The organism is Eubacterium sp. AM05-23 (assembly GCF_003477535.1).
In the GTDB taxonomy this organism is placed as follows: domain Bacteria; phylum Bacillota; class Clostridia; order Eubacteriales; family Eubacteriaceae; genus Eubacterium; species Eubacterium maltosivorans.
In genome coordinates, this window is record NZ_QUDF01000014.1 from 78,159 (window position 1) to 102,838 (window position 24,680).

16 protein-coding genes and 2 riboswitches are annotated in these 24,680 nt (G+C 45.8%); of the genes, 15 read left to right on the forward strand and 1 reads right to left on the reverse strand.

Going from position 1 to position 24,680, the window contains the following annotated elements; translation table 11 throughout:
- The first annotated feature begins 5 nt into the window (after positions 1-5).
- The 15 genes from leuD (at position 6) to DW091_RS17005 (ending at position 23,175) form a co-directional block, all read left to right on the forward strand.
- Entirely contained in the window at positions 6-497 is a 492-nt protein-coding gene (gene leuD, locus DW091_RS16935) for a 3-isopropylmalate dehydratase small subunit (RefSeq protein ID WP_058694071.1), read from the forward strand.
- Positions 498-571: 74 nt separating this feature from the next.
- A complete protein-coding gene (leuB, locus tag DW091_RS16940) occupies positions 572-1,633 on the forward strand; it encodes a 3-isopropylmalate dehydrogenase (protein ID WP_058694072.1) in 1,062 nt (353 codons plus the stop codon).
- 20 nt (positions 1,634-1,653) lie between these two features.
- Positions 1,654-3,312, forward strand: a complete 1,659-nt coding sequence (ilvD, locus tag DW091_RS16945) for a dihydroxy-acid dehydratase (RefSeq protein ID WP_118518751.1) — start codon at positions 1,654-1,656, stop codon at positions 3,310-3,312.
- 103 nt (positions 3,313-3,415) lie between these two features.
- Complete coding sequence (ilvB, locus tag DW091_RS16950; protein ID WP_074617114.1) at positions 3,416-5,083, forward strand: biosynthetic-type acetolactate synthase large subunit; 1,668 nt, start codon at positions 3,416-3,418, stop codon at positions 5,081-5,083.
- Between the two features lie 178 nt (positions 5,084-5,261).
- Positions 5,262-5,996, forward strand: a complete 735-nt coding sequence (locus DW091_RS16955) for a flavin reductase (RefSeq protein ID WP_224168832.1) — start codon at positions 5,262-5,264, stop codon at positions 5,994-5,996.
- A 117-nt stretch (positions 5,997-6,113) separates the two neighbouring features.
- Positions 6,114-7,514 carry an MATE family efflux transporter gene (locus DW091_RS16960; protein ID WP_096920033.1) on the forward strand — a complete coding sequence of 467 codons (1,401 nt, stop codon included), beginning with the start codon at positions 6,114-6,116 and terminating at the stop codon, positions 7,512-7,514.
- A 211-nt stretch (positions 7,515-7,725) separates the two neighbouring features.
- The gene (locus DW091_RS16965; RefSeq protein WP_158577927.1) at positions 7,726-11,271 is read left to right on the forward strand and encodes an InlB B-repeat-containing protein; all 3,546 of its coding nucleotides are present in this window, start codon (positions 7,726-7,728) and stop codon (positions 11,269-11,271) included.
- A 99-nt stretch (positions 11,272-11,370) separates the two neighbouring features.
- On the forward strand, positions 11,371-12,012 hold the full coding sequence (locus DW091_RS16970) for a cytidylate kinase-like family protein (protein WP_058694078.1): 642 nt from the start codon (positions 11,371-11,373) through the stop codon (positions 12,010-12,012).
- A gap of 364 nt (positions 12,013-12,376) precedes the next feature.
- Positions 12,377-13,213, forward strand: a complete 837-nt coding sequence (locus DW091_RS16975; protein ID WP_118518753.1) for a phosphate ABC transporter substrate-binding protein — start codon at positions 12,377-12,379, stop codon at positions 13,211-13,213.
- 47 nt (positions 13,214-13,260) lie between these two features.
- Entirely contained in the window at positions 13,261-14,142 is an 882-nt protein-coding gene (pstC, locus tag DW091_RS16980; protein ID WP_096920815.1) for a phosphate ABC transporter permease subunit PstC, read from the forward strand.
- 5 nt (positions 14,143-14,147) lie between these two features.
- Complete coding sequence (gene pstA / locus DW091_RS20845; RefSeq protein WP_058694081.1) at positions 14,148-15,353, forward strand: phosphate ABC transporter permease PstA; 1,206 nt, start codon at positions 14,148-14,150, stop codon at positions 15,351-15,353.
- 11 nt (positions 15,354-15,364) lie between these two features.
- Complete coding sequence (pstB, locus tag DW091_RS16990; protein WP_074617109.1) at positions 15,365-16,126, forward strand: phosphate ABC transporter ATP-binding protein PstB; 762 nt, start codon at positions 15,365-15,367, stop codon at positions 16,124-16,126.
- Positions 16,127-16,137: 11 nt separating this feature from the next.
- Positions 16,138-16,818, forward strand: coding sequence for a phosphate signaling complex protein PhoU (phoU, locus tag DW091_RS16995; protein ID WP_224168833.1), 681 nt, complete (start codon positions 16,138-16,140; stop codon positions 16,816-16,818).
- A gap of 148 nt (positions 16,819-16,966) precedes the next feature.
- A riboswitch (cyclic di-GMP riboswitch) is annotated at positions 16,967-17,054 on the forward strand.
- 117 nt (positions 17,055-17,171) lie between these two features.
- Positions 17,172-22,409: a M60 family metallopeptidase gene (locus DW091_RS17000; RefSeq protein ID WP_118518754.1), complete on the forward strand. Its 5,238-nt coding sequence runs from the start codon at positions 17,172-17,174 to the stop codon at positions 22,407-22,409.
- A gap of 10 nt (positions 22,410-22,419) precedes the next feature.
- On the forward strand, positions 22,420-23,175 hold the full coding sequence (locus DW091_RS17005) for a hypothetical protein (protein WP_118518755.1): 756 nt from the start codon (positions 22,420-22,422) through the stop codon (positions 23,173-23,175).
- Between the two features lie 396 nt (positions 23,176-23,571).
- A riboswitch (cobalamin riboswitch) is annotated at positions 23,572-23,750 on the reverse strand.
- Between the two features lie 51 nt (positions 23,751-23,801).
- Here DW091_RS17005 and DW091_RS17010 read toward each other — a convergent pair.
- The gene (locus tag DW091_RS17010; RefSeq protein ID WP_118518756.1) at positions 23,802-24,662 is read right to left on the reverse strand and encodes a LysR family transcriptional regulator; all 861 of its coding nucleotides are present in this window, start codon (positions 24,660-24,662) and stop codon (positions 23,802-23,804) included.
- Between the last annotated feature and the right edge of the window lie 18 nt (positions 24,663-24,680).

Below are 24,680 nucleotides of genomic sequence, written 5' to 3' on the forward strand. Positions count from 1 at the left end.
CATCGATGAAAGCAAAAGGAAAAGTATTTAGATATGGCAACAACGTTGATACAGACGTTATTATACCGGCAAGATACCTGAACACCAGCGATCCTCTGGAATTAGCAGAGCATTGCATGGAGGATATTGACAAGGAGTTTGTTAAGCGTGTTGAAGACGGGGATATTATAGTCGCTGATGATAATTTTGGCTGTGGCTCTTCAAGAGAGCATGCGCCAATTGCCATCAAAGCCTCGGGCGTATCCTGCGTCATCGCCAATAGTTTTGCGCGTATTTTTTATCGCAATTCCATTAATATCGGCCTGCCGATTCTGGAATGTCCAGAAGCGGTGGCGGCTATTGAAGCGGGCGACGAAGTAGAAGTGGATTTTGACTCTGGCGTTATCACTGACGTGACCAAGGGACAGAGCTTCCAGGGGCAGGCCTTCCCTGAATTTATGCAGAAGCTGATCGCAGCGGGCGGACTTGTAAATTACGTCAACGAAAACCTCATTTAGCTTCATTATATATAAACTGGGTTTTCAGGCTATATTTTGAAAAAATTTGAGTAAGATACAGAGGAGAAAAATCAATGAATTATAAAATAGCAGTTATTAAAGGGGATGGAATCGGCCCTGAAATCGTAGAAGCCAGCATGAGAGTACTGGATAAAATTGGCGAAAAATACGGTCATACCTTTGATTATACAGAAGTTCTGGCAGGAGGCGCGGCCATTGACGCCTGTGGCACACCGCTGCCTCAGGAAACAGTAGATATTTGTAAAGCCAGCGACGCGGTATTATTAGGTGCTCTCGGCGGTCCGAAATGGGATAATCTGCCAGGGGACAAGCGTCCGGAGGCCGGCCTTTTAGGCATTCGCAAGGCTCTTGGCCTGTTCGCAAATCTGAGACCAGCGATGCTTTTTGAAGAGCTGAGAGATGCCTCGCCGTTAAAATCTGAGATTATCGGCGATGGTCTGGACGTTTTAGTTGTCCGCGAACTGACCGGTGATGTATATTTTGGTGAAAAGAAAAAGGACGGCGATTTCGGTGCTTCGGACTTAATGAACTACACCCGGCCAGAGGTGGAAAGAATTGCCCGTGTGGCCTTTGACAGTGCGAGGAAACGTGGCGGAAAGGTAACCAGTGTCGATAAAGCAAATGTCCTTGAAACCTCGCGTTTCTGGCGCTCAGTTGTTCTTGAAATTGCCAAGGAATACCCGGATGTTGAGTTGGATCATCTGTATGTTGATAATGCGGCGATGCAGCTTGTTATTAATCCACACCAATTCGATGTTATTTTAACAGGAAATCTTTTCGGGGATATTTTATCCGATGAGGCGAGCATGCTTACAGGCTCCATTGGAATGTTGCCCTCTGCCAGCCTTGGCGAAGGTAAGTTTGGCATGTATGAACCGATTCACGGTTCTGCGCCGGATATTGCAGGGCAGGATAAAGCCAACCCGATTGCCACTGTACTGTCCGTCGCAATGATGCTGCGATATTCTCTCGGCCTTACAGCCGAAGCGGATAATATTGAAGGCGCAGTGAAAAAGACCCTTGCTCAGGGATACCGTACTGGTGATATCGCCAACGAAAATAGCGACGTTGTTGGCTGTGTGGAAATGGGTGAAAAAATTATTTCTAATTTATAATAAATATGAGGAGAAAAAATATGCGTAGTGATTCCGTAAAATCAGGAATGCAGAATGTGCCGAAGCGGGCGCTTCTGAGAGCGCTTGGTTTAACAGAAGAAGAAATGACAAGGCCTCTAGTTGGCGTCGTTAATTCTTTTAATGAAGTGGTTCCGGGTCACATGAATTTAGATAAAATTACAGAAGCGGTAAAGGCAGGCGTTCGTCTGGTTGGCGGGGTTCCTCTGGAATTTCCCGCAATTGCCGTCTGCGATGGGATTGCCATGGGACATCAGGGCATGAAGTATTCACTGGTTACCCGTGACCTGATCGCCGACTCCACCGAGGCTATGGCAATGGCTCACGCCTTTGATGCTATGGTAATGATTCCGAACTGTGATAAAAATGTTCCGGGCCTTTTGATGGCGGCGGCTCGTCTTAATCTGCCGACCATTTTTGTCAGCGGGGGCCCGATGCTGGCCGGCCGTGTAGGCGATTTAAGAACAAGCTTTTCCAGCATGTCTGAGGCCGTTGGCTCTTACACGGCTGGAAAAATGTCCAAAGAAACGCTGGAAGAATACGAATGCAATACCTGTCCGACATGCGGTTCCTGCTCGGGGATGTATACTGCCAACAGCATGAACTGCCTGACCGAGGTTTTAGGCATGGGTCTGCGTGGCAACGGCACGATTCCGGCCGTTTATTCCGAACGTCTGCGCTTGGCTAAACGTGCGGGTATGCAGGTTATGGAGCTTCTTGAAAAAGATATCCGCCCGAAAGATATTATGACTGAGGATGCATTCAGGAATGCTTTGACAATGGATATGGCACTGGGATGCAGCACAAATTCGATGCTGCACCTGCCGGCAATTGCCCATGAGTGCGGAGTAGACCTGAATCTGGAAATTGCCAATGAGCTCAGCGAAAAAACACCGAATCTGTGCCACCTGGCGCCAGCGGGCCATACTTATGTCGAAGACCTGAACGCTGCTGGAGGAATCTATGCAGTTATGAGTGAAATCAATAAACTTGGCCTGTTAAAGACCGATTTAATCACCGTCACAGGAAAAACAGTGGGTGAAAATATTGAGGGGGTTCAGAATATGAATCCTGAGGTCATCCGCCCAGTGGAAAACCCTTATAGTAAAACAGGCGGCATTGCCGTACTGAAAGGAAGTCTGGCACCAGATACCTGTGTGGTTAAGCAGTCCGCTGTGGTGCCGGAAATGCTTAAGCATGAAGGCCCTGCCAGGGTGTTTGAAAGCGAAGAGGCAGCGCAGGAAGCCATTAATAATGACCAGATCAATCCTGGCGATGTCGTGGTTATCCGATATGAAGGGCCGAAAGGCGGCCCGGGTATGCGCGAAATGCTGAACCCGACCTCAGCCATTATGGGAAGAGGGCTTGGAAGCTCTGTTGCATTGATTACAGACGGCCGTTTCAGCGGCGCTACAAGAGGCGCCTGTGTCGGTCATGTTTCACCGGAAGCAGCGGCCGGCGGTCCAATTGCTTTCGTAGAGGAAGGCGATACCATTGCCATTGATATTCCCAACCGCAGCATCGAGCTGAAGGTGAGTGAGGAAGAACTGGCTAAACGTAAGGAAGGCTGGACACCAAAAGAACCAGACATTAAAACTGGTTACCTGGCCCGTTATGCGAAGCTTGTATCTTCTGCAAATAAGGGAGCTATTCTAGAATAGTCAGGGTTAGCGGCTGCTATAAAATATCGTACTGCCAGATATTACTTCTGGCAGTACGATTGATTTATATTTGTTGTTAACCAGAGAAATAGAGGAGAGAACTATGAAAAAAGCAGAAAAATTATTAGGATCAGAGATTGTCGTACGCTGTCTCGAGGAGCTGGGAGTTGAACACGTTTTCTCTTTTCCGGGCGGCGTTGTCATACCACTTTTTGATGCTTTCTATCGGATGGATCATACAATCACCCAGATCGAGCCCTGTCATGAACAAAATGGTGTTCACGCAGCTGATGGATATGCCCGTGTCAGCGGTAAGGTGGGAGTTGCAATCACGACATCAGGCCCGGGAGCCACAAACGCCATTACCGGGATTGCCAATGCTTATCTGGACTCTGTACCGTTAGTTGTCTTTACCGGACAGGTAGCCCAGTCTCTTTTGGGAAAGGATTCCTTCCAGGAAATTGATATTGTGAGTGTGACAATGCAGATCACAAAACACAGCTTCCAGGTCAGGGATGTTTCGATGCTGGCGCCATCTATTTATGAGGCCTTTAATATTGCCTCTACGGGCCGTCCGGGCCCTGTTGTCATTGATATTCCAAAGGATATTTTTATGACTGAAACAGAGTATATCCCCCTGAGCGACGAGCGGAAGCCTGTAAACTATTTTCCGACGCCAAGTCGGGACGCATTGGTCCGCTCGGCAGAGTTTATTAATCGGGCAGAGCGCCCTATGATTTACGCTGGTGGCGGTGTATTAAAATCGGGCGCAAGCGAGGAGCTGGTTGCCTTTGCCGAAAAAGCAGGCATTCCGGTCGCCAATTCTCTGATGGGGTTGGGCTGTATCCCGAGAGATAATCCGCTTTCACTGGGCTTTGTCGGGATGCATGGTTCTCAGGAGTGTAATCTGGCTGTGATCAACTGTGATACACTGATCGCCATTGGCGCTCGTTTTAGTGACCGTGTTACCGGAAATATCAATGAATTTATGCGGGATAAAAAGATTATTCATATCGATATTGACCCGACAGAGTTTGAAAAGAATATTCAAGTCAATGTACATATACAGGCAAACATTAAGGATGTGCTGCCGGCTCTTTCTAAGCTGGTAGAAGAAAAGAAACATCCAGAATGGTACAAGCAAATCGCAGAATGGCCGTTGCCCGAACGTCCTAAGGATGAGTATAATCCTAAAAATATGCTAGAGCACATCAACCAGGTTTTTGAGGACGCCTATGTTGTAACTGAGGTTGGGCAGCATCAGATGTGGGTTGGCCAATACTGGAAATTCAAATTTCCGGGCCAGTATGTTACTTCCGGCGGTCTGGGAACCATGGGCTTTGGCCTGGGTGCGGCAGTGGGTGTTCAGCTTGCTAAACCGGATAAGGATGTTATCCTGGTTGCAGGCGATGGAAGCTTCCGTATGAACTGCCAGGAACTGATCACGGTGAAACGCTATAATCTGCCCATTAAGATATTCTTGTTTGATAACCAGACGCTTGGTATGGTTCGTCAGTGGCAGAAGCTTTTCAATGAAAAACGTTATGCCCAGACTGATTTAGATCAGGGGACGACGGATTATCTTAAGCTGGCGGCTGCCAGCGGGATCAAAGGCTTTGAGGTTAACACCCTTGAGGAGCTAGATGATGCGCTCGAAAAGATTAAAGAAATGAAGGAGCCTGTTCTTGTTCATTGCAATATTTCCAAGGAAGAGGGCGTATACCCTATGGTTCCAGCTGGAAAACCAATTGACGAAATTTATTATGAATAGAGAGAAGAAGCCTCATGCTTTCATGAGGCTCTTTTTATATGAGATGATATGAGAATATTTCGTTGTTTGTTTAAAAAAAGTAAAAATGGGTATATAATGAAATTGACAAAGACTGTTTTTTAAATTAAAATTATTCTAAAATGTTTTGTTATTGAGAGTAGAAAATTTAAAGAAAGTGGTGAATATTTTGAAAAAATGGAGATGTACAGTCTGCGGTTATATTCATGAAGGCGATGTGCCGCCGACAGAGTGCCCGATCTGCGGTGTGGGACCGGATAAATTTGAATTAATCGAAGAGGAAAAGCCTAAAAGATGGCGTTGCACAGTCTGTAATTATATTCATGAAGGCGATACGCCGCCGGAAAAATGCCCAATCTGTGGCGTAGGACCGGATAAATTTGTGCTGGTAGAGGATGAGCCAGAGGATGGCCTTTCTAAGGAAGAAAAGGATAACCTGCAAAGTCTGTTGTTTAATGTCAGCTATGGACTCTATATCATCTCTTCAAAGGATGGAGACAAGATTAACGGCATGACTTCGAACAGCTTCATTCAGATTACAGACACACCGCTGCGCGGTAGTGTATGCATTAACAAAGGAACCCGTACAGCTGAAATGATCGAAAAATCCGGCGTGTTTGGCGTTTCAGTTCTTGGCCAGAATAACCATGATCTGGTAACTCATTTTGGTTTTCAGAGTGGGCACACTGTAGATAAATTTAAAGATGTTTCCTATATTACAGGTGAAAAAACAGGTTGTCCCGGTTTACCAAATACCCTGTGTTTCATTGAGTTGGAGGTAGAAAAAACAGTTGACCTCGGAACACATAATATGTTTATCGGTAAAGTTGTCGGCGGTGAGGCTTTTCATAAGGCAGAACCAATGACATACGCTTATTACAGGGCAACACGATAAAAAATCAAGAATCCGTCATTTTGACGGATTTTTTTATTTTTCATTGACATTAAACGGGTTTAAATTTATAATTAGTTTCATGCGAAACCATTGATCAGTAAAAAGAGAGGAGAGAATATGTCGGAAGAAATTGTTAAAAATCAGGATAGTTCGTATTTTGCGACTGAGCGAATCGGAAAACTCATCGCTAAATTTGCAGTGCCCTGCGTTGTGTCAATGCTGGTAAACGCACTTTACAATATTGTCGATCAGATATTTATTGGGCAGGGGGTAGGATACCTTGGCAATGCCGCTACAAATGTGGCTTTTCCCCTGGTAACCATCTCTTTAGCCATCGCACTGCTCATCGGTGACGGCTGTGCGGCTTATTTTAGTCTGAAGCTGGGTGAGGGAAAAAATGAGGAGGCTGCCAGAGGTGTAGGAAATACAATTTCTATGCTGGCGCTCGCTGGAATTCTTTTTTTTATTTTTGGAATGCTTTTTTTAAAACCAATGCTTCATTTATTTGGTGCAACAGAAACTGTTTTTCCCTATGCTGAAGCCTATACACGCGTTATTGTTGTCGGCCTGCCCTTTGTACTTGTGGGTGCAGGGCTGAATTCGGTTGTTCGCGCAGACGGGAGCCCGCGCTTTTCCATGGCAGCTATGATAGTGGGCGCCATTATCAATACGATTCTGGACCCGATATTTATTTTTATTTTTGGATGGGGTGTTTCGGGCGCTGCTTTTGCAACAATTCTTGGGCAGATTGCCACCTTTGTTATTACGATGTTTTATCTGGTACGATTTAAAAATATTACTTTAAAAAGTGAGTATCTGAGGCTAAAGGGAAAAATCTGCAAGATGGTCTGCTCATTGGGCATTTCAAGCTGCGTAAACCAGCTGGCCGTCACTGTGGTCGTGATTGTGACTAATAATGTGCTGGCATACTATGGTGCAATGTCACCTTATGGGGCAGAGATTCCCTTATCAGCCATTGGAATTGTCATGAAGGTAAACCAGATTCTGATGTCGATTCTTATTGGCATCGGCGTGGGCTCGCAGCCGATTATCGGCTATAATTACGGTGCGCAAAATTATGAACGGGTGAAGAAAACCTTTTTTATGTCTGCGGGAATTGCAACGGTATTCGCCTGTATTGGTTTTGTGTTATTTCAATTCTGTACGCAGGGAATTGTCAATATTTTTGGGCAGGAGGATGCGCTGTACAACGACTTTGCGCTCAGAACCTTCCGGGTTTTTCTGGCAATCTGCTTTCTGAATGGCTTTCAGATGGTAACTTCGATTTTTTTCCAGGCCATCGGAAAACCTCTAAAGGCTACATTAATATCCCTTTCAAGGCAGATTCTTTTTCTTATACCGCTGTTTCTTATACTGCCGATATTTACAGGCGTTACCGGAGCCTTGTATGCAGGCCCAATTGCGGATGCTATGGCTTTTCTGCTCGCGTTGGTTTTGGTTATGCTTGAAATGAAACATCTTAGCAATTTAATTGCGCAGGATGGGGGAGCGCAATGAATGAAATATAAAAGACAAAAATGTATGCATTAAGCTGATATGCTAAAAGCGAAGCCTGATCCTGGGGCTTCGCTTTTTTGGTTGAGAGGGTAGACGTGTCACGTTTGTGTCACTTTATGGGTGTGAATAATGATAACCTGTATTTTTAAAAGACTCCTAGATTGATATAATTATAATGTAAATTTTTTTGTGGATCATGAAGGAGTCTAAAATGAAAAACTATCCCTACAGAATGAGAACACTGATAGCATTATTATCTGCTATCAGTATGGTGTTATTTATAAGTATCATAGCGCCAAGCGCAGCTTTGGCGGAAGAGAATATTTCTGTTTCGACAGTAGGTGCTTTACAACAGGCTGTTGATCAGGCAGAAGATAACACAACGGTTACGCTTGCTGATAATTTTGTGTTTTCTGATACGGCCATTAATATGCCTGACAAAAATGTATCGATAGATGGCAGCGGTTTAACCTGGAATGCCGGTACTTTTACAATCTCTGGAAATGGTACTGGAAGCTTAACGATTGAAAATTTTAAATTTGACGGCAGCCATATTTCTGGAACCTGTTTAATGAATAAGGCGGGAAATGGAACTGTAATCATTAATAATACAGAGATATTTGATTCGTCAACCGGTGCAATTGGAATCGCCGCCACAGGAAATGCCAGAACAGTCATTTCACACACAAAGATTTACAATAACGAATCGTACAATGCTGCTGCAGCCATTAATATAAGCGGGAACAACACCACTTCGATTGAAATCAATCATGTAACGATAGAAGAGAATACCGGCCTCGGAGCAGGCTATGAATGCGGCGCGATTGCCGCGAAATTTTATAGCGGTGATCTTCGTATAAACAACAGTGTTTTCAGAAATAATATTAATAACTGTATGAATTCGGGCATTACTGGTGGTGGTGGCGGCGCCATGTCTTTTCATTATCTGCGTGGCAATATATCAATCAATGAATCCTATTTTCAGGAAAACAAAACAAACGGCACAGAATCGCCAGTGGCAAGTACCTATGACGGCGGCGCTATTTATATTTTTGATGGACGGGATGGAGCCACTATTACCATTGATAAGACTACTTTTGATAGTAATCTCGCTTATGATGACGGCGGCGCACTGCTCATCCAGGGGACTGGAAACCCGGGATTGACGACAACCATTACAAACTCAACTTTTTATAACAATAAAGCTTATGGACTGACGGGAGGCAATCGCAGCGGTGGAGCAATACAGTTTTTTAAAAACGGCGGCTCCAGCAAAATGACAAATGTGGTTACCAGCTGCACCTTTACGGGAAATCAGTCTGGAAACGAAAAGACCACCGTTGAGCAGAGAGGCGGAGCAGTGGGCCTTTCGGGCGCGGGACTGTTTGCCACAGCTACGGTAACCAACACAAACGCCCTATACATTGGAAATAGCGTATACGACAGTACCGGTGAAGTGAACAATGCCAGTAATTATAAGGATGTTTCGAATACCAGCACGCTTCAGGAAGGGGCATCCAATGTAATAAACGCAGATAGGAGCGCTGTGCCGAAGTATACGACTCAGATGGTACTGGGGACAGATGATCCGGATTTAGTAAATAATTATTCCAGTATAACAGCAGGTATGGACGGTGAGGTTATAAGGACAATTCCAATTAAACCGGAGGGGATTGCAGACAATACCAACACAGGCGCGGGCTTATTGCCTGAGGACCAACGTGGTTTTAAACGATATAAGGACAATGGCGCTGTGGAGATGTCCTGGGCAAAGTACAACGCAAATGGCGGGCAATGGAAAAACCTGCCGGAGATGGTTTACCGTGGAGTCGAGTATTACGAGAAAGACAGTAGCGGTGCAGTAGAAAATTACTTTAAGGTAGCCTACGAGGATGGAGAAGTCACCATACCTGAAAATCCTGTCAGAGACGGGTATGTTTTCGATGGATGGAAAAACCTGGAAACCGGGGCGATACAAAATGATTGGCCTTTTGTATTGGATGATAATATTATCTTTGAAGCACAGTGGCGGGCCGCTGAATATATAGTCATCTTTGACGCCCAGGGAGGCTCCGCGGTAGCGCCAATCACAAACGTGGCGTCAGGCTCGCTGATAGCGGAACCAGAGGAGCCGATCTATGAGGGACAGACCTTTGGAGGATGGTATCGAGAGGCTGAAACCACGACCGCGTGGGATTTCACGGCCGATAAAGTTACGGAGGATATGATCCTGTACGCAAAGTGGATGTCAGTGCCTCGGTATACAGTCACCTTTGACGCCCAGGGAGGCTCCGCGGTAGCGCCAATCACAAACGTGGCGTCAGGCTCGCTGATAGCAGAACCAGAGGAGCCGATCTATGAGGGACAGACCTTTGGAGGATGGTATCGAGAGGCTGAAACCACGACCGCGTGGGATTTCACGGCCGATAAAGTTACGGAGGATATGATCCTGTACGCAAAGTGGATGTCAGTGCCTCGGTATACAGTCACCTTTGACGCCCAGGGAGGCTCCGCGGTAGCGCCAATCACAAACGTGGCGTCAGGCTCGCTGATAGCAGAACCAGAGGAGCCGATCTATGAGGGACAGACCTTTGGAGGATGGTATCGAGAGGCTGAAACCACGACCGCGTGGGATTTCACGGCCGATAAAGTTACGGAGGATATGATCCTGTACGCAAAGTGGATGCCAGTGCCTCGGTATACAGTCACCTTTGACGCCCAGGGAGGCTCCGCGGTAGCGCCAATCACAAACGTGGCGTCAGGCTCACTGATAGCGGAACCAGAAGAGCCGGATTATGAAGGCTTGTTTTTTGAAGGCTGGTATAAGGAGGCCGGTACCATAACGCCATGGAATTTTGCGGCGGATACCGTTACAGAGGATATTACCCTGTACGCGAAATGGTCAAAGGTTCTGCTTTATACAGTAACCTTCGATTCACAGGGCGGCTCGGAGGTTGCGCCTGTCGTGGGTATTATTCCAGGCAGCTTTGTCACCGAGCCAGAAGAACCAACACGTGAAGATTTTATCTTTACCGGCTGGTATAAAGAGGCCGAATGTCTGTCCCTGTGGGATTTCAGACAGGATAAGATCAATGATAACATTACCCTTTATGCTGACTGGGAACCTATCCCCCTTGTGCTTTATACTGTAACTTTCGATTCACAGGGCGGATCACCTGTCGAATCCATTCATAATGTTAATGCAGGCTCTGTAATTGCAGAACCTGAGGAACCAAAAATGGAAGGATATGTGTTTAATGGATGGCATAAAGAGCCTGAAGGATTCAATTCCTGGGATTTTGAGAATTATACTATAAATGAAGACACGACGCTGTACGCCAAATGGTCTGCCATTTCTGCACCAGAAACTTATACGGTAAGCTTTGATTCACAGGGTGGATCACCAGTGGAGGCGCTTCGTGATATTCCAGGCGGCTCAACGGTTAAAATGCCTACAGAGCCAGTAAGAGATGGTTATAAATTTGGCGGCTGGTTCATTGAGGCGGAAGCCTTGACCGCCTGGAATTTTGATACTGGCCGTGTCAATGGAAATATGACATTGTACGCCAAATGGACCGCTGTTCCGACAGAAAACGGAGATAAAGAAACACATGAAACGTTAATGGCAGAGAATCGGTCTGAAGGCTCTCCTCATACTGGTGTTTTTTCAGGCGTTTCAATATCTGTCATTGTTTTACTGGTCATGGCTTCTGGTGTGGTTCTTGCCATAAGGGTCAGGAAAAGAAAACAAGATTAAAAGCTCCCTTCAAATGATATTTAAAATGAAACACTTGAATTTATTGGCAAAAACAGGTAAACTAGAGCTAGAAACCAATGAATAAAGGGGGAAGCAAACATGAGTGAACGTATTATTATAACCATTGCCCGTCAGTTTGGTAGCGGTGGAAGAAACATTGGAAAAAAACTGGCAAAAGCACTGGATATTCCGTTTTATGATCAGGAGCTTATTGACGAGGGCGCTAAGGAAAGCGGTATTAATCCTGAAATGGTTAAGGATCTGGAAGAAACACCGACCAATTCGCTGCTGTACTCCATTGCTACCAGCTCATTCTTTGGTGCCGGACACTTTTCGCCAACGGTCGAGCTGCCAATGACCGACCGCTTGTTTTTAGCCCAGTCTGATGTGATCCGGAAATTCGCGTCCGAAGGATCCTGTGTGATCGTGGGGCGTTGTGCGAATTATGTTCTCAGGGATGATGAGGATACTGTAGATGTTTTTATTCATCGAGACTTTGGAGAACGGGTCAATCAGGTATCTAAAATCTATGATTTAAATCTGAAGAAGGCTGAGGAGACGGTTAAAAAGATTGACAAAAGGCGAAGCAATTACTACAGTTATTATTCAGACAAAAAATGGGGACAGGCTGATAACTATGACCTGTGCCTGAACAGCGGCGCTTTAGGCGAAGACAGCTGTGTGGATATTATTAAAGCCTTTATTGAAAAACGAAATATACGTAAAAAAGCAAGAGGTTAAAAACCTTTGCGCCCATTGGATATTTTCAATGGGCTTTTTTATTTTTTGGGTATAAAGGAAATAAGTAGTCAAATCAAAAAAAGCTTTCTGAAAACGTGACATTTTTGAGCTTTAACCTGTTTGTAATACGCTCTTAACATGGGTTCGCTATAATTGAGGAGTCCTGAACAGGAAAGCAAGGTTTCGTTCAGCTGGGAAAATAAAGATTCGAGGCAGAAAACGAAGCGCCATGATCCGGAGCGTAAGCGGCGCGATTTAACCTGATTTTAACATTGGCTTAACATTCTCTGCGCGAATCCGGCGGCTTTCTTTGATATGATTACCGTAATGTTAAATTTAGGTTAATCATGAAGGAGAATGAATAATGAAAAGATCTTTGTCTTGGATGGCGGCATTGATGGTTTTATTTTTGCTGGCCCTATCGCTTTCCGGCTGCGGCAATGAGAAGCTGCCAGCCGGTTCAAGTGAAATTTCAGGAGAAATAAATGGCGGCGGTTCCACCTCTGTTCAAAAAATCATTGACGCCGAAGGCGCGGAATTTGGAGCGCTTCATCCGGCGGTAAAGTTTACCTACAGCGGGACTGGTTCTTCCGACGGCATTAAAAACGCTGCGAATGGAACCTACTCCTTTGGCTGTGCATCCAGAGAGCTTAAAACGTCTGAACATGGCGATTTGACCGAGCTGGTGTTTGCCTATGACGGGATCGCGGTGATCGTCAATGATAAGAACCCCGTGGAAAATCTGACAAAGGATCAGATCAAAGCAATCTATACCGGAAGGATTACCAACTGGAGAGAAGTTGGCGGTGAAGACCGCCCGATCGCGGTAGTATCAAGGGAAGACGGCGCCGGAACACGGACGGCGGTCGAGGAGCTTCTGGATTTTACAGAGCAGCTGAAACCCAGCGCAACCGTTAAAGAAGGCAACGGAAATGTCCAGTCCACAGTCGCGGCGAATCCCAATGCCATCGGCTATGTTTCCATTACCTTTGTCGACCGATCAGTTAAGCCCCTCCGGGTGGATGGCGTGGAAGCAACCATGGAAAATGTGCTGAACAAAAGTTATGGTCTGTCACGGCCATTTTTAGCACTTTATAATGAAAAAAACATTACGCCGCAGACAAGGGCTTTTCTTGATTTCATCATGACAGACGAAGGTCAGACGATTGTAGAAAAAAATGGCGGAATCAGCGTGAGGTAGCATTCTGCTTTTAAAATAAAATTCTTTAAGAAAGTGAGATCATTTACTTGGAAGAAAAGAAACAAACCAAAGTAAGCGAGAAAGTTGTTGAAAAGATATTTTTACTTTGCGCTCTTGTATCGATCATCAGCGTCGTTACCATTACCATCTATGTATTTGTCAATGGGCTGGAGCCTTTTGTAAACGGCTCTTACTCTTTCCTGAAATTTATTTCAGGGACAGAATGGCGGCCCGGGTCGGATATGTATGGCATTTTTTACATGATCGTCGGTTCGGTTTATGCGACCTTGGGAGCTATTGTCATCGGTGTTCCTATCGCATTGTTAACCGCGGTGTTTATCTCTGAATTGGCAGGTACCCGCATTGGAAAAATAGTCCGTTTTGCGGTTGAACTGTTGGCCGGAATTCCTTCGGTGCTCTACGGTGTGTTTGGCCTCGGGATTATCGTCCCTTATGTGTTAAAGATTTCGCCCATGGCACAGGGTGAGTCCCTTTTGGCGACAATCATCGTTCTGGCGGTTATGATCCTGCCCACAGTCGTCAGCATTTCGGAAACCTCCATATCCGCCGTTCCCGACGCCTATCGGGAGGGTTCCCTGGCCCTGGGTGCGTCTAAGATTCAGACAATTTTCAAGGTGGTTATTCCAGCGGCTAAATCGGGTATTATTACAGGTATTATTTTGGGGATTGGCCGGGCCATCGGGGAAACCATGGCGGTTATGCTGGTGTGCGGCAACCCGATCGCGGGTATTCCGACCAGTCTTTTTGATCAGATTCGCCCTTTAACCACGAACATTGCGCTTGAAATGGGCTACGCCTCCGGTGTGCACCAGCAGCTTCTGTTCTCAACCGGTGTGGTCCTGTTTGTGTTTATTATGATCATCAATTTTGTCGTTAATAAATTCGTCGAATCAAAAATTGGAGGCTGAGAAGCATGAGCAGAAAAGTAAAAGACAATTGTGTGAAAGGCGTTATCTACGCGGCCACAGCCATCACGCTTGGCATCTTGTTGTTTATTATTGGCTTTATCTTTGTTAAAGGGATTGGCATGGTGGACTGGAATTTTATCACTCGCGATTTTAACGATAAGGTGGGCTATCAGATGGTGGAAAAGAAAGATGTACCCCTTTCGATCAATGAAGCAGACCTTTTGTCAAAATCGGATTACTATAAAAAGTATGAAACACCAGACGGCGAGCCGCTTTATATCGAGTCTCTGGGAGCGGCCATTATGAAGGTTGATTATTCAAAACGAAACGATCAGCACAAGCAGGTGATTTTCAGTTATATCGAAAAGGACTCGAGCTTAAACGCCACTAAGGACACAACCGGAAGGGGCACGGCGGTTAAGACCGACTATGTGCTTGAAAGTGTGGACGGCGCCGAGGTGTCGGATTTATCATTGGAAGAGATTGCTCAGCTGGTACAAAATGGCGGCGGTACCCTTAAGCTGAAAGTGGTTAATCCGGGCGGCGGGATTTTCAGCAATATCGTCACAACGCTGTACATGGTATTTCTGTCATTGGTTATCGCGCTGCCGATCGGTATTTTAGCAGCCATCTATATGACGGAATACGCCAAGCCTGGCCGACTGGTCAACGCGATTCGCTTTGCAACGGAATGCTTGTCGGGGATACCTTCTATTATTTTTGGTCTCTTTGGTATGGCGTTTTTCGTGGTCGCGCTCAAATTTCAAATATCCTTACTGTCAGGGAGCTTAACCGTGGCGATTATTCTGCTTCCGGTCATTATACGGAGTACAGAGGAAGCCCTGAAAACCGTCCCGGTCAGTTACCGCGAAGGCTCCCTGGCTCTTGGGGCAACAAAGCTGCAGACCGTGTTTAAGGTCGTGCTGCCATCTGCAGTCCCCGGTATTGTGACGGCGGTGCTCTTAAGTATTGGCCGTGTGATCGGCGAATCTGCGGCGCTGCTGCTCACTGCGGGCACCGTTGCGCAGATTCCGGGAACGCTGCTTTCGCCGGGGAGCACACTGACGGTTCAGGCCTACTATGTGGCTAAAGAGGAAGGAAATATCGAACTGGCCTGTGCTATTGGTATTATTATTGTATTGATTGTCATTGTATTGAATATTTTATCAAGACTGGCAGCGGACAAGCTGGATGTTGCCCATAAAAAATAGACGAGGTTAAAATGGATAAGAAGAAAAAATTTGATGTGAAGGATCTGGATTTGTATTATGGTGATTTTCAGGCCTTAAAAAAAATCAATATTGATATTTATGAAAATGAAGTGACCGCTTTTATCGGCCCGTCAGGCTGTGGAAAATCTACATTTCTGCGCTGTCTGAACCGCATGAATGACTTAATTGACTCGGTTCGTATCGAGGGGACCCTGAATTTTGACGGTAAAAATATCTATGAAAAAGATACGGACGTTATCCAGCTCAGAACAAAGGTGGGCATGGTTTTCCAAAAACCTAACCCGTTTCCGATGAGTATCTACGATAATATCGCCTATGGTCCAAAATGCCAGGGCTTGAAAGATAAGAAGAAACTTGATAAAATTGTACACGACAGTCTGGTAGGAGCGGCTCTGTGGGATGAAGTCAGCGACCGTCTGGGCAAATCCGCCCTCGGCCTTTCCGGTGGGCAGCAGCAGCGTCTGTGCATTGCCAGGACCATCGCCATGCAGCCAGAGGTTATCCTGATGGATGAGCCAACCTCGGCCCTTGACCCAATCGCTACTTCAAAAATTGAAGATTTGATGGAGGAGCTTAAAAAGGACTACACCATTATCATCGTCACACATTCCATGCAGCAGGCTGCCAGAATTTCAGACAGAACCGCTTTCTTCCTTATGGGAGAAATTATTGAGTACAATGAGACAAATACTATTTTCATGAATCCAGAAGATAAAAGGACTGAGGATTATATTACCGGCCGATTCGGTTGATAAAGGAGCGAATGATGCGAGAAGTTTATAACGAAGAATTAAAAACCATTAAGAATGAAATTTTATTGATGTCTTCCCAGGCAGAACGCATGCTGTCGGATTCGATTACGGCGCTGGAAGAACAAAATGTCAAGCTGGCCAGAAGCGTCATCAGCCGGGATGACATTGTGGATTTAAAGGAAATCCAGCTTCAGCAGATTGTCAGCGAGGTGATTGCGAGGCAGCAGCCCGTCGCAGGGGATTTGAGAAGACTTTCCTCCACCTATAAAATTATTACAAATCTTGAAAGAATCGCTGACCTGGCGGTGAATATCTGCCAAAAGGTGATCTGCCTGCGTAAGGAAGAGTACTATAAAAAACTGGACAATATCCCGCAGATGGCAAAGATGGTGGAAGATCAGCTTAAAATGTGTATTCAGGCTTATATTGACGAGGATATCAGCAAGATGGATGATGTGATCCGCTATGAGGATGAAATCGACCGTTTGAACAATACCCTGCACAGCGACTGTATCGCAGAGATCAACCAAAATCCGGAAATGGCGCTTCAGGCTATGAGCTTTTCTTTTATAGGGAGCCATTTGGAAAGAATTGGTGATCATGCCACTAATATTTTTGAGACCGTCTATTTTATTGTCACTGGAAATTATATGGATTTTAATGACTTAAATACAATCCCAGAGGACGAATAAACCATAGGTTTTATCCTGGACCAGAGTAGATTTTTGCGCTGGTCTTTTTTTATTTATGCAAAATAATCAAAGAATCTTGACGAAAAGAATCGTGCTTGATATAATGAGGCATAATCTATACTGATTTTAATTTAATAACGTTTTTAATACGTAAAAAGGGCAAATCTGCTGAAAGGCAGAGACGCAAAACTAAAGGGCCTAAAGCCGTTAAACGACGATGGCAGCCAGTTGCTACAGTAATCCATGATTAGTAGGTGGATACCCCACGGCTGCGCCCTTTTGCAGCCGTTTTTTATTTTTAGAAACAGGATTAATTAAAGATCATTCATCAGAATAAGGAAAGGGAAAAGAACATGAAAAAATGGTTGGCTTGTTTTATGTCCGTTGTGATGCTGTTTGCGAGCTTTCCGATATCCATTTTGGCAGAGGAAACTGTACAGGAGACCTCCTCCGAAACTGCGGAAACGGATATTGTGACAGAAAATCAGGAAGAGGCCGGGCCAGAGGAAGCCTTGGAGGTCATCTCCTCTTTGGCAGATGAAGCTTCAGAGCCGCAGGCGGAAGATGAAAAAGACAGCATGATCCGCACTGGCGGATCCGCGGAACTTGTCGGGAATATGGAGGTGGAAATCCATTTTACCCAGCCCAAGACAAAGCTGCTTGAAACCGCTGTCCTGACACTGGCTTCCGATGACGGCACCGTAAAGGCAATCCTATTAAAAGATATCGTAAATGAAAAAACCTTAACTGATTTTGGCGGCAGGAGCATTCAGTACAAAACCTTGCTTTTTGATAAAGCCTCCGATAACAGGGAGAGCAGCAATGTTTTTTACGATGCACAAAACCCAGATGCAAAAATTTATTTTGCCAATGTCAATTTGTATAATCTGCCAGTCGGCGACTATACAATAACTGTTTCGGATATGGGGATAATCCCTGTGCAGGCACGGGTACGCCTTGAGGGAAGCTCGAAACGTGTCGAGTTTATGGACGGTGCAGTTTTAGCTGGAGACGTAGATAGTAACGGTATTATTGACGATGCCGACTACGACGCTGTCATGAAAAAGCTGGGCTCCTCCGAAACCGATTATGATCTTAATGGAGATGGACTTGTCGATATTGTCGATCTGGTCTATCTGCAGGAAAATATGGGCGAGGCCTATGATGCCGAAAAGGTACAGATCAGTGATACGTCCCCGATTGTGGATCCGGGAAATGTGGTCATTGAAAAAAATGTATCCAATCCTGTCGTGGTTAAAAGCGGTGATATTGCTCAGCTTTTCAGCACGGCTTCTGACCAGGCAGCATCAGTCCAGTTCGCCAAAGAGGATGAAGGTGTGATTTCTGAGGAAGCGCCGCTGGAGATTCCGCTTGTCATGCAGGAACCCGTCAAGGCAACAGAACTGCGGATTGCCCCCAATGAACTAGGCCTTGAAAATGCGCCCAGAAGGGGACGTGTTGAGGTGGTCGATGAATTCGGGGAAAAAGAAACCCATAGTTTTGACCTCCAGGACAAGGTGGATTATCTCTTTTTAACCGATGAAGCTTCCCCGTCGACCATTGTCATTAATTTGGATAAACAGGTAGCCATCAAAAAGGTTACCATCTTTGTGACAGAGACCAATAAGGCGAGCAGCAATCTTGCGGAAATCTCAAAAGTTGAATTTTTAAATAATACCAAGGATAAAATCGTTGAGCAGGTTACGAGCATACCTGCAAATGTCAAAGTGGTTTCTGGCAACGAAAGTCTGACGGTCAGCTGGGAGGCACAGCCTAATGTAACCGGCTATGAAGTAAAGATGAGTTTTACAAACCCTACAACCGGTAAAAATGAGACTACGCTGACTGCAGTGGATGGAACTTCTCTGACAATTAACGATTTAATCAATTTTGTGGCATATAAAATTTCAGTACAGTCGGTTAACCGTTCCGAAAGCGGAAATTGGGAAAGTGGTTTCAGCGCTCCGGTTATCGGAACGCCAATGCCAACCTCAGTGCCTGAAAGGCCAGAGGGTATAACCTTAAAAGGCGGATACCGCCAGATCACTGTCAATTGGGAAAAACAGAAAAATTCTACCGGATACAATGTCTATTACCGTGAAAAAGGGATGGGCGACTATATAAAGGCCGGGGATTTGAGCGGCACCAGCTATGTAATTGAAAATCTTAAGGACCAAGCTGAATACGAGGTCTATCTGACAGGCTATAACGCCATTGGAGAAGGCGCAAAATCGCCGGTATACACCTGCGCGACCGAGTCCATTGATCCGCCGGTCACTTCGAACTATAAGCTGATTAACCGGGCCGGAGAGGTGAACCAGCCGACTGCTCACATCAAAGATGTCACATATCCTTATTTAAAGGAGAGTGATTACGAGAAAGCTTTTGATAAGTTTGATATTGTAGATAATGATTACACCTCATACTGGAACTATGGCGGCTGGAACGCTGGCGGCTGGGCCGGCGCCCTGCAGGCACCGGTCGTTGAATTTGACCAGTCTTATGAGATGAATGATATTGTGCTGGTGCGTGGCGAAGGCGAGCCGAGCACTTACAATGCTTATATGAAAATCCGCTGGTGGGATGAAAAAGGACAGGCTCACGACCTGAATATCGGCAATAATTTTGCGGTTCAGTCTAAAAAAAGCACGAACGGCAAAGAATATTACCGTATCCGCCTAAACGAAAAAATTAAGCCTGTCAAAATTCAGATTAACCCGGCGCTTTATTGGGCTGGCGCGCCAAATGCACGCTGCCGGATTTCAGAAATAAAATTTTATGAATATGATAGTTTGGCAGATGAGACAAATGCCCTGTTTGTGGATGATTTACATGTGGAGCTGAAAGACAGCATAACGATGGAATATGTTGATAAGCTTATTGAGCGGGCCAATACGCCAGACCCTGTCAGCAGTGAATTTCATCCGGATAAGGATTCCATTCTTTCTGAGCTGACATTGGCAAAGGCTATTTTGAGCGAAACAAACATCGACGATACCATGCTTGTGGACCAGAATGTGTCAAACGCTAAAAATGGAAACTTAGGCTTTGCAATGGCTTTGAATGATTTTCAGCCTCTTGGTCTTGCAGCCAGAGCGGGTGATACTATTAATGTCTATGTGGGAACAGAGGGAAATGTCCTGCCACAGCTTGTTTATACCCAGTATCATCCTGATGTTAAGACAGGGTGGAGCAAAACCGTTAACCTGAAGAAGGGTAAAAATGAAATTACCCTTGACCAGATTGGAGGGGAAGACAGCGAACGTGGCGGCGCCCTATATATCCGTTATCCCAACGCCAGCCCGTCTGGTAAGGACATCAAGGTGAGAGTAGCAGGCGCTACAAGGATCCCCAGCCTAAATCTGACCGGTATTACGGATGAAAATAATGCGAAAGCGGCAATTCAGTCCTATGTTAAAGAGCTAAAGGATTTTGTCGCTACTGTACCGGATCTGTATGTGGATGAAGACTCGAAATACCAATGGGACAAAAAGTCCAGTATCTATAACAGTACAGATATTATGACAAATCAGATGCTGTTATCTGTACCGGCGACAGCTGTACTGGAGGCCCTCTCCGGTTCCGAAAGCGAACAGGTTGAGCAGCTTTATCAGAACAGCCTGGCCATGGAACAGCTGATGGATATCACCTACCGCTCAAAAGGGCTGTCTCGGGATGCGAAAGACGCAAAAGATCAATGGCCTGGTTCCAGAATTAATATTCGATATACCCGTATGTTTACCGGCGCGTTTATGTATGGGACCGGACAGCATATCGGCATTGAATATGGCTCGGTCGGCGGCCTGACACACGGACGCCCGCATACAAAACAGGTAGATGGAACCATGGGTGGTGGAAATCTCTATGGCTGGGGAATTGCCCATGAAATTGGACATGTGACCGACGAAGGAGATATGGTATACGGCGAGACCTCCAATAATATTCTGTCACAGATGGTTAAAACCTTTGATGAAAAAACAGAAGCACGTGCGGATTATCCTGCAATCTACCAAAAGGTGACATCCGGTACAAAGGGCTACGCGAGCAATGTTTTTACACAGCTTGGTATGTTCTGGCAGCTGCACTTAGCTTATGACGACACCTATAACAATCTCGAGGATTCCGACAGCTTTTATGGGCGTATGTATCAAAGCTACCGAAGAAACACGGTGAAGACAGATAAAGATAACCTGTTGATTCGTATGGCGAGCGATGCAGCCCAGAAGGATTTAACAGCATACTTTGAAAGATGGGGGCTGACAGCGAACGATGAAACCATCGAGTATGTGAGCAAGTACTCCAAAGAGGAGCGTGCGATCTACTACCTGAATGATGACGCAAGACATAAACGGATCGAAAAAGCGACGGCGATGGACAAGAACACCAAAGTCGAAGCCACACTGGGCCATACCGTGGAAAATGGAAAGGACTCAAAGCGGATTACCTTCAATTTAGGTGTAAACAAAAACCCCGAAACCATTTTAGGTTATGAAATTATTCGAAACGGCGAGGTAGTTGGCTTTACAACAGACAATACCTATACAGACGTAATTTCCTCCATGAACAACCGTGTGTTGAAATACGAGGTAGTCGCTTATGACAATTATCTGAACAAAACTGAGGCTCTGGCGCTGGAACCCATCAAAATTCAGCACGATGGCAGCATTGCCAAAACAAAATGGACCATGGATACAGATATGACCTCGGAAGGAGATACTTATATTGAGGATTGTACAGGCTCAGGCTTAAACCATCCAGCTCTGACCAGGCTTTATGATGATGATTACAGCAACCTCTATGAAGGAGTAAAAGGCCCCGGTAATGCGCAGATTACCATCAATCTGCATGAAAATATGCCCGTTGTCGGTTTTAAATACACTGCAGCCATCAAAGATGGGGCCCTCGCGGAAAATACCATCAAAAACTACATCATTCAGGTAAGCGAAGATGGCTCAAACTGGCAGGATGCCGCAAAGGGGAGCTTCACGTTAACCGCTGAAAACCCAGAAGCGACGGTTTACTTTAATGAAAAAGATCAGGAAGGCGCGAACCAGCTGGTCACATACCGTGCAGAATATGTGCGTATCACAGCGAACGGCGCATCTGGGATAAGCGCATCCGAATTTGACATTATCGGACCTCCAGGAGATAACGTAGAGCTTGAACAGAGTGGTGTAGGTCTATTGGAAGAAGATTTCGTCTACGATCCAGCCCAGCCCGCCATCAAAGCAGGATCGCTCATCTTTACAGGCAGCTACCGAGGCCATCCGGGCTTTAACGCTGTGCTGCTGAAAGACCAGGACGGCAACAATGTTGTCGGCAAAAATAATGAGGCTGCGAGTATCTTTATGGCAAATATACCTGAAAACGGCAATATCGGCGAAATCAGCCAGGGAACTTGGATTTACTGGATTGACAAGGACCAGCTGGATATGAAAATGCTCCCTAAAACCGTCAAGGCTGAGCTGTACCGTGTAAACAATATGGAAACCAACGAAGGCCAACGCCTGACCAGCGATACCCTTGATGTGGCATTACCTGAGAGCCTGCCGAACATCAGGCTGACCGGCGGACAAATACCAGAGGAATAGGAGACCAGGAATGAAGCAAAATAAAAAAATGAGAAAATTAGGATTGAGCTGCCTTGCAGCCATTATGGTGATCCTTTTTTCAATGCCGGTCATGGCAGCAGATAACAGCCCAGAACTGTTGGTGACAAAGGGAGAAAGTGCCAACCAGGTGCAGCTTTCACTGACGCATCTTGGGGATAAAGCCATTAAAGGCTTTTCCCTGGAGCTGAAATTAACCGGCGGAGAAGCATTTTTTGACGGAACCATCGAACCGGGAAGCGCCCTCAACACAGAAGACACCCGCGTAAAAATGCTGATCGGAAATGATGGAAAAGAAGCCAGGCTGGTGGTCACCAGAAAGGGACAGCTGCCAGCCGGCAGTATTGATATCGGCGCCCTGACGGTAAAAGGGAAAAGCGGCGAAAAATACAGGATCGAGGCCAGTGGCCTTGAAATGGTGGATGTATCTGATTATCAAAAGGATACGGCCGCAGTGGTAGCAGCAGACAAAAATTCTGATGATAATCTGGTGATTGTTCAGCAAGATACCGAAGTTCCCGATCAAAGCCCAGAGGTTAGGCCAGAGATTCCAGAAGAAGGCCAGAGCAAAGAGGATCCGGCCAATCCGAAAAATCCGGACGGGGTGTCTCCTTCAAGACCTTACGGGCTGGCAAACCCGTCTACCGGCGTCATCACTGACCCTGGCGCCGCCGCGTTTGTGACAGGTGGTATGCTCATTGTCATACTGGCTGGCCTGGTGGCGTTAAAGCGCAAAAGATTTTTATAAAGAATAAAAACAAAAATCCCGCTGATAAACTCAGCGGGATTTTTGTTTTTGAGAAATTGATTAATCTTTTCAGGCGTTAAAGCTAGAAAAAGGGAGGACAGTATTAATAAATAATACATTGTATTTTAATAAATATTGGGAACCGTTTAAATTGTTTGGGGAAAGGGGTGTTACACACCACCCCTTTTTGGCGTTTTAAAATGGCAGATTTTAATCCCAAACAAATGTCAAATATTGAGCGATGATTAAATTGTTGGAGATGTAGGTTCTGTGTTCATTGAAGTCCAACCATGTACGGGAAGGAGGAGAAATAAAAAATCCTTCTCCAAATGCGAAGAAGGATAAAAAATACTAACACGGTACATGATAGCTCTTAAACCCTCTAAATCGGAGGCAATTAAGAATAAACTCCTATATAGGTCTTCTGGCTCGGTAATATCATTCCGTTTCCCTTCCCATCCGTCAGGACAGTGGATTGAAACGGGCATTTTACCTTACAGCTGCGATTACAGCAAAGGATTTTCACCTTTTTCCCTTGAACATAGGATCATTCAATATTTAACTAAATCTATAATACACCAGATATTGTGGCTTGTCAAGGGTGAAAACGAAAGAATCCTACAACATTAAAAAAATGCTAAAAAATCCCGGGCGATGCGGCTCAGGGTGTGGCCTCTTTTCCAGATAAAGGCGATCTGGGTATTTAAGGCTTTTGCATCAATGCTTTTGCAGACGGTATTGGCCGAAGCAATGATCTGGCTGGCAGAGCTGGGAATAATGGCAACACCGATGCCGGCGCCTGCCCACATGAGTGAGGTCCGGGCATCGTCATTTTTACAGATGGCTTTAGGCGACAGGCCAGCAGCGTCAAAGGTTCCCTCGATCAGGGATTCAAAGCGGCGGTAATAGATAAGCGGCTTCGCAGCCAGCGCCTGAAGAGTGACAGTGTCGGAAGGATTCCCCTCAAAAAAGGATGGGTTTCCGACTGCGGCCATGGGCTCGGACGTTAAGAAGTGGGTTTCAAAGCCATCTGGACGAAAGGGGGTGCGCACAACGCCGAGCTCGATGATGCCAGCGTTTAAAAGGTCGATAACCTGGAAGGTAGTGCCCTCGTGAAGCTCGAAGCGGATATGCGGATGCAGGGAATGAAAGGCAGGAAGAGCCTCTGACAGAATGATGGCGCCGGATGAAGAGATGGTGCCAAGGGTGAGCGTGCCCTCCAGCCCATCGTGGATATCGCGAAGCTCCCGTACTGTCTGGTCTGCCAGAGTGAGCAGGGCACAGGCCTTTTCATATAACGCTTTGCCTGCTGCGTTCAGCGTGATTTTTCGGGCGCCCCGTTCCATCAGCTTTACGCCAATTTCAGTTTCCAGCTGTTTGATCTGCTGGCTGAGTGGGGGTTGGGAAAGATTAAGTTTTTTGGCCGCGGCAGAGATTATTCCCTCTTCTACTACGGTTTTAAAATAAAGCAGCTGTTTTAGGTCCATCGCGGCGCCTTTCTATCT